The sequence below is a fragment of the Acidithiobacillus sp. genome, from assembly GCF_023255755.1.
In the GTDB taxonomy this organism is placed as follows: Bacteria; Pseudomonadota; Gammaproteobacteria; order Acidithiobacillales; family Acidithiobacillaceae; genus Acidithiobacillus.
This window is the reverse complement of sequence record NZ_JAGDVS010000108.1, coordinates 1-7,669: the sequence shown is the minus strand read 5'-3', so window position 1 is coordinate 7,669 and position 7,669 is coordinate 1. Positions and strand designations below refer to the sequence as shown.

Below are 7,669 nucleotides of genomic sequence, written 5' to 3'. Positions count from 1 at the left end.
GGGAGCGGATGCCGGTGCGCGCAAAGATCCAGGCATCACTGGTATCCACCATCTGCTCCAGGTCATGGTTGCTGAGGATACGTTCCGGCAGATAGCCACCGGTGGCGACAATACGGCTAAAAATGGGTTTCACGCGCTGTTTCGCACCGCCGAGGCGAGATTTTCCTGAATCACTTCGGCAATATGCAAGGTCAGGCGATGTTTGGCCTCGGCAATAGCCACCTCTACGGCACAGGCAAAGGCAAAGCGGTCGGCATTCCCATGGCTCTTGATGACGATCCCATTTAAGCCCAACAGCGTAGCGCCGTTGTATTGACGGGAATCCAGGCGCCGACGCAAGCGTTGCAAAATAGGACGATTGACCAAATACGCAATACGCCCATACCAGCCATGGGTGTAGCTAGCACGTAATTCGTGGCTGATCATCGTCGCCAGCCCTTCAGAGGTCTTGAGCGCTACATTACCCACAAAACCATCACAAACCACCACGTCAGCAACACCCCGATAAATATCGGAACCCTCCACGTTGCCGATAAAGTTCAATTTAGCAGCGCGCAGGAGCTGCGAAGCCTCTTTGACCTGCTCATTACCCTTAATGTCTTCAGAGCCAATGTTGAGCAGGCCGACTCGCGGTTTGGCAAGGCCCATGACGCGCTCGGCAAATATAGAGCCCATTACCGCAAACTGCAGGAGGTGTTCCGGATGACAATCGACATTGGCACCCAGATCCAGGGCGAGGAGACGCCCTGTCGTCGTCGGCAGAAATGCAGCAATGGCCGGCCGGTCTATGCCGGGAATGGTGCGAAGAAACACTTTACCGAGTGCCATCAGTGCACCGGTATTACCCGCACTGACCACCGCATCGGCATGCCCTTCCCGCACCAGGCCGATGGCGACGTGCATGGACGAATCTCGTTTGCCGCGCAGGGCCTGTGACGGTGCCTCATCCATCGCCACCACCTGACTGGCGTGATGTACGACGATCTGTACCGAGCCCTGCAGGCGTGCTCGCGCAAGCTCTGCCTGGAGAGCCTCCGTGTCGCCGACCATGTGAAAAATGACATCGGGGTGACCCTTGAGCAGATCACGGATGGCGAGAACCACCGTCGACGGGCCGGAATCACCACTCATGGCATCTACCGCAATATGCGGCATCGCGAAACCTCCGAGACGCTCTGGCGTAATAGCGTGGTCAGGCTTCGACCGCCTTCTTCACGATCTCGCGACCTTTATAGAAACCACATTCCGGGCACACATGGTGGGGCAGCTTGGCTGCACCGCAATGGGCACATACGGAACGGTTCACCGCTACCAGGAAATCGTGAGCGCGTCGCATGTCACGACGTGAACGGGAAGTTTTACTTTGTGGAACGGCCATGACTCAATCTCTCCCAATCTGTATCAAGATGTACTGCACTTCATTTGACAACCACTAACGGCTCAAGCCCCGAAACCGGGCATATGCCTGATTTCCAATCCACGCAGCGAGGAATCATGGGCAGGGCCAGTAGTACTTCATCCTCTAACCAACTTTGCTGAGCGACAACGCCATTTTCAGCGAGGACCACCTCCAGCCCAGGATCCAGCGCGGCAACTGCGCACTCCTGTTCTGCCAATCCGCTGTGCACGGTCACGGAAAGCTGTAAGGGCATAACACCCATGCAGCGTTCGCAACGAATCTCACCAAGCACCTCTATATGGCCATCGGCAGCGATCACCTGCCCCCTGCGGATCAGATCAAGGTCTACACTCACTGCCTGCACGCTGACCAGCGCATCGCCTAAGCGCAACCACGCGCGAGAATCAATAACACCCTCCAGTCTGTCACCGTGGACAGACACCCGGGCAATCGGCAGGCTGGATGCTTTGGCGGAAAACATAAGCGCGGGATATTAGCGATCACGGCGCCGCAAGTAAAGCGTTTGCCCGCGACTTTCCAGCGGCATTCCGCATACTGCTGCGCGCAGTGCACTATCCCTTGCAGCCATCACAGATTTATCGCAGCCGCCGCCATCTCCGCACCGAACAAAATACTCGCCCAGGCCATATATAACCAGAGGAGAAAAATAGGAAAGGCGCCCAAAGCACCATAAATAGTTTCGAAGGTTGAAAATTGCAGATAACCGGCCAGCGCAATTTTCGCGGCATCAAACAGGATGGCGGCGGACACCCCGCCAACAAAGACATCCCGCCAGCGCGTGGGTGCCGAAGACAGTATTTTGTAGAGCAGCGCCATCACTACTGTGACCACCAGAAAGGTAAGCACATAACTCATAAAAGGGGGCAGGATGGGGAAATACGCCAAGTAAGCCAGCAAGGGTTGCAGGGGACCAAGCAGGGGCAGGATGAGCGCGATGCTGAGCGGACCCACCAGAAGCATGGCCACGTAGCGCAGAACCCGACACCACAGACAAGTCGGTGTGACACCCCAGATGGCGTTGAAATGTCGCTCTACCTCACGAAGCAGAAAAATCGCGGTGACGCCCAACCCTGATACGCCCAAAAAACCCAATTGCGCACCGCGTGCTGCGAGGCTGTTTACCTGGCGCAGAATCGCATCCCCCGTCCGGGGGACAAAACTGCGCAAAATCAGATGGTCAACCTGGGCACGATGAAGTGGGCTGAAACCCACCAGATTCCACAGACTGAAGACCAGCACCATCGCCGGTACCAAACCAAAGAGCGTGGTATAAGCGAGCAATCCTGCACGGTCGATACATTCGTCGTTCCAGAAACCATGCCAGGCCCTGAATACCCGGTAAAACATACGCTGCCAACGATTGGCATGCTCTTCGGGAACAGATGCCAGTGCCTTGTCATTCTGGCGAAAGCATTGGCGCGGTGGTGTTTTTTCCGTCATCACGATTTCTCCGCAACCAGACAAAGGCGTATGAAAGGGATGGTCACTTCTCGTTGCTGCTCCCAACTTCGGGCATCCAGCACACCCAACAAGTGGTCCAGTGCACCAAGATCGCGCGGATAATGCCGCAACAGATAGTGAGCGGCGTCCACACCAATCTGCAGGCCGCGGCGCTGCGCCATTTCTTGCAAAATGACACTTCTCTCCGCATCACTGGGGAAACGCAGAGCGTATTGCAAACCCGCACTCACCCGGCTTGCCCAGTCCGGGAGCACCCAGTCAGTGAGCTGCGGTGACCGTCGACTGGCAAGGAGCATCGGTTGCCCGCGGCCCATGCGTTCATTATAGAGATCGAAAAAAAAAGTTTCCTTATCGCGCTGACCCGCCCAGCTTTCAACATTGTCCAGACACAACAGAGGAGCCTCTGCCAGACTGGAGAACGTCTCTGGATCCGTTATTCTATTAAACGGATTAGTGATATCGCCGCAGTCTATATAAGGTACCCATCCAGGAACAGCGGATGCTGCCCCCAGCAGCAAATGACTTTTACCCACTCCACCCGGCCCATAAAGGTAAAGACAGAGGCACTGTTGTTCAGCCACCAGATTCAACACCGCACGCAGCGCCTCCGCATTGGGATGGGGATAATACCCCTCCAACGTTGCTTGTGACTTCACCCCCAAGGGGAGAATAAGCTGCCGCATGCCGGTCATGATTCGCCGGAGACCCCCTCCTGAGCAATCGCCTTACGGCTCCAGACCCAGACATACTGCACCCCGGACGCAACGGCCATCAGGAACGCCAGAACGAAGGCTGGCAGCAGCGAGACACGCCAATGGCATGCTGCCTGTAACAGCACCAGCACAATGACGATAAACTGTAGCGCGGTGTTCCATTTCGACAGCAGCGTCGGGCGGACACTAAATTTTCCGATCAATAGCAGGTAGAGCAGGCCGCCACCGACGATCAGCAGGTCCCGGGAGATAACGGCGACGGTCATCCACAAAGGAATACGCTGCAACCAGGTCAGCGTGATAACCGTCGTCACTACGAGTAGTTTATCCGCTATCGGATCAAGAACGGCCCCCAAACGGGTCTGAAGATGATAATGACGGGCTATCCAACCATCCAGTGCATCGGTAATCGCCGCCGCCAAAAAAATGATCAGGGTCACGGCAAAAAGCCCTTTCGCCAGCGCGTAGAAGATCACTGGCACCAGAAAGAGTCGTAACAAGGTCAACAGATTCGGCAGGTTCATCGCAGTGAAGCTAGGCAAGGGGGCGAGGACTGTCAAGAAAAATCGAGGGCACAGTCACCACTCAAACGACAGGGAGGTCGTTTGCAGGTAGCTCTGGCACTGACTACAATCTACCAAGCATTAGTTCAGTTCTAAACTTGAAATCAGGAGAATAGCGAATGTCCGAATATAGCGTGCGCGAAGAATTAAAGCCCGGCAGTCTGGATGGCATTTCCGATGCCCAGATTAATGATCACTGGGGACTTTATGTTGGTTACGTCAATCAAAGCAACGCATTGCGCAAAGAGCTTGCGGAAATGCGTGCCGCAGGCAAAACCGGCTCACTTACCTATGCAGACCGCCGCCGGCGCTTTGGCTTCGAATATAACGGCATGGTTTTACACGAGTACTACTTTGCCCAGTTGAAGCCCGGCAGCAGCATTGATCAGGCACCCGGCTTTAAGGCAGCGGTCACTGAGCAGTTTGGCAGTACCGAGGTGTGGCATGAAGATCTGATGTCTGCCGCCAAGAGCCGTAGCGTAGGTTGGGCTATCGCCTACTACGATGGCACCACCGGTCAGATGAATAATCACTTTGTCCAGCTTCATGAAGACGGTAATGTGGGCGGCTTTGTGCCGCTGGTCATCGTTGATGTCTTCGAGCATGCCTACATGGTGGACTGGAAGGCTCTTGGCCGCGCGGATTACCTAGCCGCCATTCACAAGAACATGAACTGGGGCGTGGTGGAAGCGCGCTTCCAGGCGGCCAAAAGTGGTCAGATTTTCAAGCGGTTCTAATCATCTGTAGGGATTTGACTCGTAAAAGAGCGGTTCGCCGCTCTTTTTTATTGGACGCCGTTCACCGCACGACTCTGCTGGTTGCCCCTTTGACAGGCGCCAGAGGCCCTCATACCATGACCCAAACCCCTTTGAGGAAGTCACCGTGGATACCCCGAAACCTTTGACCTATCGCAGTGCCGGAGTCAACATCGATGCTGGCAATGCGCTGGTGGACCGTATCAAACCCCTTGCCGAAAGTACCCACCGCCCCGGCGTGCTCGGCGGCATTGGCGGTTTCGGCGGACTGTTCGCCCTACCCAGCGGTTATCGCGAGCCGGTACTGGTGTCAGGCACCGATGGGGTAGGCACCAAGCTGTTGCTCGCCTTGGAAGCCAATCAACATGACAGTATCGGCATTGATCTGGTCGCTATGTGTGTCAACGACATTCTCGTCCCCGGCGCAGAGCCCCTCTGGTTCCTCGACTATTATGCCTGCGGGCAGTTGGATAATGCCGTAGCCGAAGCGGTTATCACCGGGGTGGCCGAGGGTTGCCGGCAGGCTGGCTGTGCTTTGCTGGGAGGGGAAACTGCAGAAATGCCCGGCATGTACGCGGCTGGGCATTATGATCTTGCGGGCTTTGCGGTGGGTATCGTCGAGAAGTCTGATATCCTGACGGGTGCGGCCTGCCGGGAGGGAGATGCGGTGATTGGCATTGCCTCGTCCGGGCCGCACAGTAACGGCTACTCTCTGATTCGGGAAATTCTCGTACGCAGCGGCGCCCACTCCCATGTCCAAATCAACGGTGAGCCGCTAGTGGATCTGCTGCTGCAACCGACCCGGATTTATGTGAATGCCATTCAGGCCCTGCGCAAGGCGGTTACGGTACACGCCCTCTCTCACATTACCGGCGGTGGATTGGTAGAAAACTTGCCCCGTTCACTGCCCGCAGCGCTTGCCGCTCGCATTGATCCCCAAACCTGGCAAATGCCGGCCATTTTCCAATGGTTACAGGAGCAGGGACAGGTCTCCGTGGAGGAAATGCGGCGGGTTTTCAACATGGGTATCGGCATGGTCGCAATGGTCCCCTGGGAATCCAGGCAGGCCGCCGTGCAATCTATAACAGAGAACGGTGAGCAGGCCTTCGTTGTCGGGCAGTTGGTGCCACGTCAGGACGGTGAGGGAGTACGTTTTCTTGACTAAAAGGCTGGTGATTCTGGTTTCCGGCCGGGGAAGCAACCTGCAAAGCATCCTTGCCGCTTGCCATAGCGGACAGATACCGGACACGCAAGTCGTTGCAGTCATCAGTAACCGCCCAGCCGCTAGAGCACTGGCACTGGCGATGACGGCAGGCATTCCTGCCCTTACTGTCGATCATCGGGACTATGGGACCAGGGCAAACTTCGATGCCGCACTGCAAAAGCAGATTGACGACTACGCCCCGGATGTCGTGGTGCTGGCTGGGTTCATGCGTCAGCTCACCCCCGCTTTCGTTCAACACTATGAGGGTAGAATGCTGAATGTTCATCCTTCCCTGCTTCCCGCCTTTCCCGGATTGCATACCCATGCCCAGGCGCTGGAGCAGGGTGTGTGCTGGCATGGTGCCAGCGTCCATTTTGTGACGGCGGAGTTGGATGCTGGCCCTATTATCATCCAGGCGGCCGTGGCAGTCCTGCCAGCAGATGATGAACAGTCTCTTGCCGCGCGCGTGCTCGACGCAGAACATCGTATTTATCCGCAGGCGCTGGCGTGGCTGCTGGGTGGCCGGGTGGCTCTCGCCGCCGGGCGCACCCAGTGGCGAGAGCCACCACAGACGGCCACGCGCGAGGCCATTGCCCCTTCTCTGGAGAGTTCCCCATGAGCAAAGATGTTGGCCTGGTGATCATCGGCACCGAGATACTCTCCGGTAAACGGGAAGACCGCCATTTTCTCCGCAGCCGCCAGCAACTGGCGCGACGCGGTTATGGCGTCGCCTGGTGCCTGATCGTGCCCGATACCCGGGATATTCTGCTGACCCAGTTGCGCTCGGCCATGGCGCAATCTGTGCCATTCTTCTCCTTTGGCGGTTTAGGCGCAACGCCCGACGACCTGACCCGCGATTGCGCCGCAGCAGCTGCCGGCGTTACCTTGTCCCGGCACACTGAGGCAGAGGCATTGATTCGCCAACAGTTCGGTGACGAGGCGGAACCGGTGCGGGTACGGATGGCCGATCTGCCCGCCGGGGCAAGACTGATCCCTAACCCGGTCAATAATGTGCCGGGATTTTCCATAGGTAATGGATACTTCTTCCCGGGATTTCCGCAAATGGCGGAGCCCATGAGCGACTGGGTGCTGGAGCAGTATTTTCCTCCCTTGGTGGCTGACATAGAGGCACGGGTTCTTTTACCCAGTGCACGGGAAGGCAACCTGGTCCCTCTTATGGAAAGCTTTTGTGCTGCCCATCCGGACATACGCTTTTCCAGCCTGCCCAGCTTCACGGCGACTGGTCCGCAAATCGAAATGGGTGTGGCAGGGCAAGAGGCGCACGTTCAGGTCGCCATCCGCGACTTGAAGGCCCGCCTGAACCTGATGGGGCTCGAAGTTCAGGATCTGAGCCTCCCCGAATCGTAATCAGGCCAGCGCTTCAGGCGAGTTTGCCCGGCAAGTAACCGCAAGCCGGGAATATCTGCTGTCCTAATGAACTAGACTTTCCCATATGGCCCATATGGAGGTGTGCAATGGCCATCCAACACGTTGACTTGTTGACCATCGGCGCTGGCGGGGGCGCTTATCCCGCCGCTTTTCGACTGGCTAAA

Annotated in this window: 10 protein-coding genes; 4 read left to right on the top strand and 6 right to left on the bottom strand. The window is 56.9% G+C overall.

Annotated elements, in window-relative coordinates; genetic code table 11:
* Positions 1-129: 129 nt before the first annotated feature.
* The 6 genes from plsX to Q0C48_RS07470 form a co-directional block, all read right to left on the bottom strand.
* Complete coding sequence (gene plsX / locus Q0C48_RS07495) at positions 130-1,155, bottom strand: phosphate acyltransferase PlsX (protein WP_291523033.1); 1,026 nt, start codon at positions 1,153-1,155, stop codon at positions 130-132.
* Between the two features lie 37 nt (positions 1,156-1,192).
* Complete coding sequence (gene rpmF / locus Q0C48_RS07490) at positions 1,193-1,378, bottom strand: 50S ribosomal protein L32 (RefSeq protein ID WP_291523031.1); 186 nt, start codon at positions 1,376-1,378, stop codon at positions 1,193-1,195.
* A gap of 40 nt (positions 1,379-1,418) precedes the next feature.
* Entirely contained in the window at positions 1,419-1,880 is a 462-nt protein-coding gene (locus Q0C48_RS07485; protein ID WP_291523029.1) for a YceD family protein, read from the bottom strand.
* 107 nt (positions 1,881-1,987) lie between these two features.
* Positions 1,988-2,860 carry a YihY/virulence factor BrkB family protein gene (locus Q0C48_RS07480; protein ID WP_291523028.1) on the bottom strand — a complete coding sequence of 291 codons (873 nt, stop codon included), beginning with the start codon at positions 2,858-2,860 and terminating at the stop codon, positions 1,988-1,990.
* Entirely contained in the window at positions 2,860-3,573 is a 714-nt protein-coding gene (gene hda, locus Q0C48_RS07475; protein ID WP_291523027.1) for a DnaA regulatory inactivator Hda, read from the bottom strand. The genes Q0C48_RS07480 and hda overlap by 1 nt, the downstream gene beginning before the upstream one ends.
* Positions 3,570-4,118 (bottom strand): CDP-alcohol phosphatidyltransferase family protein, encoded by a 549-nt coding sequence (locus Q0C48_RS07470; RefSeq protein WP_291523026.1) that lies wholly within the window; start codon positions 4,116-4,118, stop codon positions 3,570-3,572. Before Q0C48_RS07470 ends, hda begins: the two co-directional genes overlap by 4 nt.
* A 158-nt stretch (positions 4,119-4,276) precedes the next feature.
* Between Q0C48_RS07470 and Q0C48_RS07465 the strand changes: the two genes are divergently transcribed.
* The 4 genes from Q0C48_RS07465 (at position 4,277) to Q0C48_RS07450 (ending at position 7,484) form a co-directional block, all read left to right on the top strand.
* The gene (locus Q0C48_RS07465) at positions 4,277-4,894 is read left to right on the top strand and encodes a Fe-Mn family superoxide dismutase (protein ID WP_291523025.1); all 618 of its coding nucleotides are present in this window, start codon (positions 4,277-4,279) and stop codon (positions 4,892-4,894) included.
* A gap of 145 nt (positions 4,895-5,039) precedes the next feature.
* Positions 5,040-6,077, top strand: coding sequence for a phosphoribosylformylglycinamidine cyclo-ligase (gene purM, locus Q0C48_RS07460; protein ID WP_291523024.1), 1,038 nt, complete (start codon positions 5,040-5,042; stop codon positions 6,075-6,077).
* Complete coding sequence (purN, locus tag Q0C48_RS07455; protein ID WP_291523022.1) at positions 6,070-6,735, top strand: phosphoribosylglycinamide formyltransferase; 666 nt, start codon at positions 6,070-6,072, stop codon at positions 6,733-6,735. The genes purM and purN overlap by 8 nt, the downstream gene beginning before the upstream one ends.
* Complete coding sequence (locus tag Q0C48_RS07450; protein WP_291523020.1) at positions 6,732-7,484, top strand: competence/damage-inducible protein A; 753 nt, start codon at positions 6,732-6,734, stop codon at positions 7,482-7,484. The genes purN and Q0C48_RS07450 overlap by 4 nt, the downstream gene beginning before the upstream one ends.
* The last annotated feature ends 185 nt before the right edge of the window (positions 7,485-7,669 follow it).

What these genes read in the sequence shown, in the direction of transcription:
- plsX (WP_291523033.1), bottom strand. Translation starts at nt 1,155, where the DNA reads ATGCCGCATATTGCGGTAGATGCCATGAGTGGTGATTCCGGCCCGTCG.
- rpmF (WP_291523031.1), bottom strand. Translation starts at nt 1,378, where the DNA reads ATGGCCGTTCCACAAAGTAAAACTTCCCGTTCACGTCGTGACATGCGA.
- Q0C48_RS07485 (WP_291523029.1), bottom strand. Translation starts at nt 1,880, where the DNA reads ATGTTTTCCGCCAAAGCATCCAGCCTGCCGATTGCCCGGGTGTCTGTC.
- Q0C48_RS07480 (WP_291523028.1), bottom strand. Translation starts at nt 2,860, where the DNA reads ATGACGGAAAAAACACCACCGCGCCAATGCTTTCGCCAGAATGACAAG.
- hda (WP_291523027.1), bottom strand. Translation starts at nt 3,573, where the DNA reads ATGACCGGCATGCGGCAGCTTATTCTCCCCTTGGGGGTGAAGTCACAA.
- Q0C48_RS07470 (WP_291523026.1), bottom strand. Translation starts at nt 4,118, where the DNA reads ATGAACCTGCCGAATCTGTTGACCTTGTTACGACTCTTTCTGGTGCCA.
- Q0C48_RS07465 (WP_291523025.1), top strand. Translation starts at nt 4,277, where the DNA reads ATGTCCGAATATAGCGTGCGCGAAGAATTAAAGCCCGGCAGTCTGGAT.
- Q0C48_RS07450 (WP_291523020.1), top strand. Translation starts at nt 6,732, where the DNA reads ATGAGCAAAGATGTTGGCCTGGTGATCATCGGCACCGAGATACTCTCC.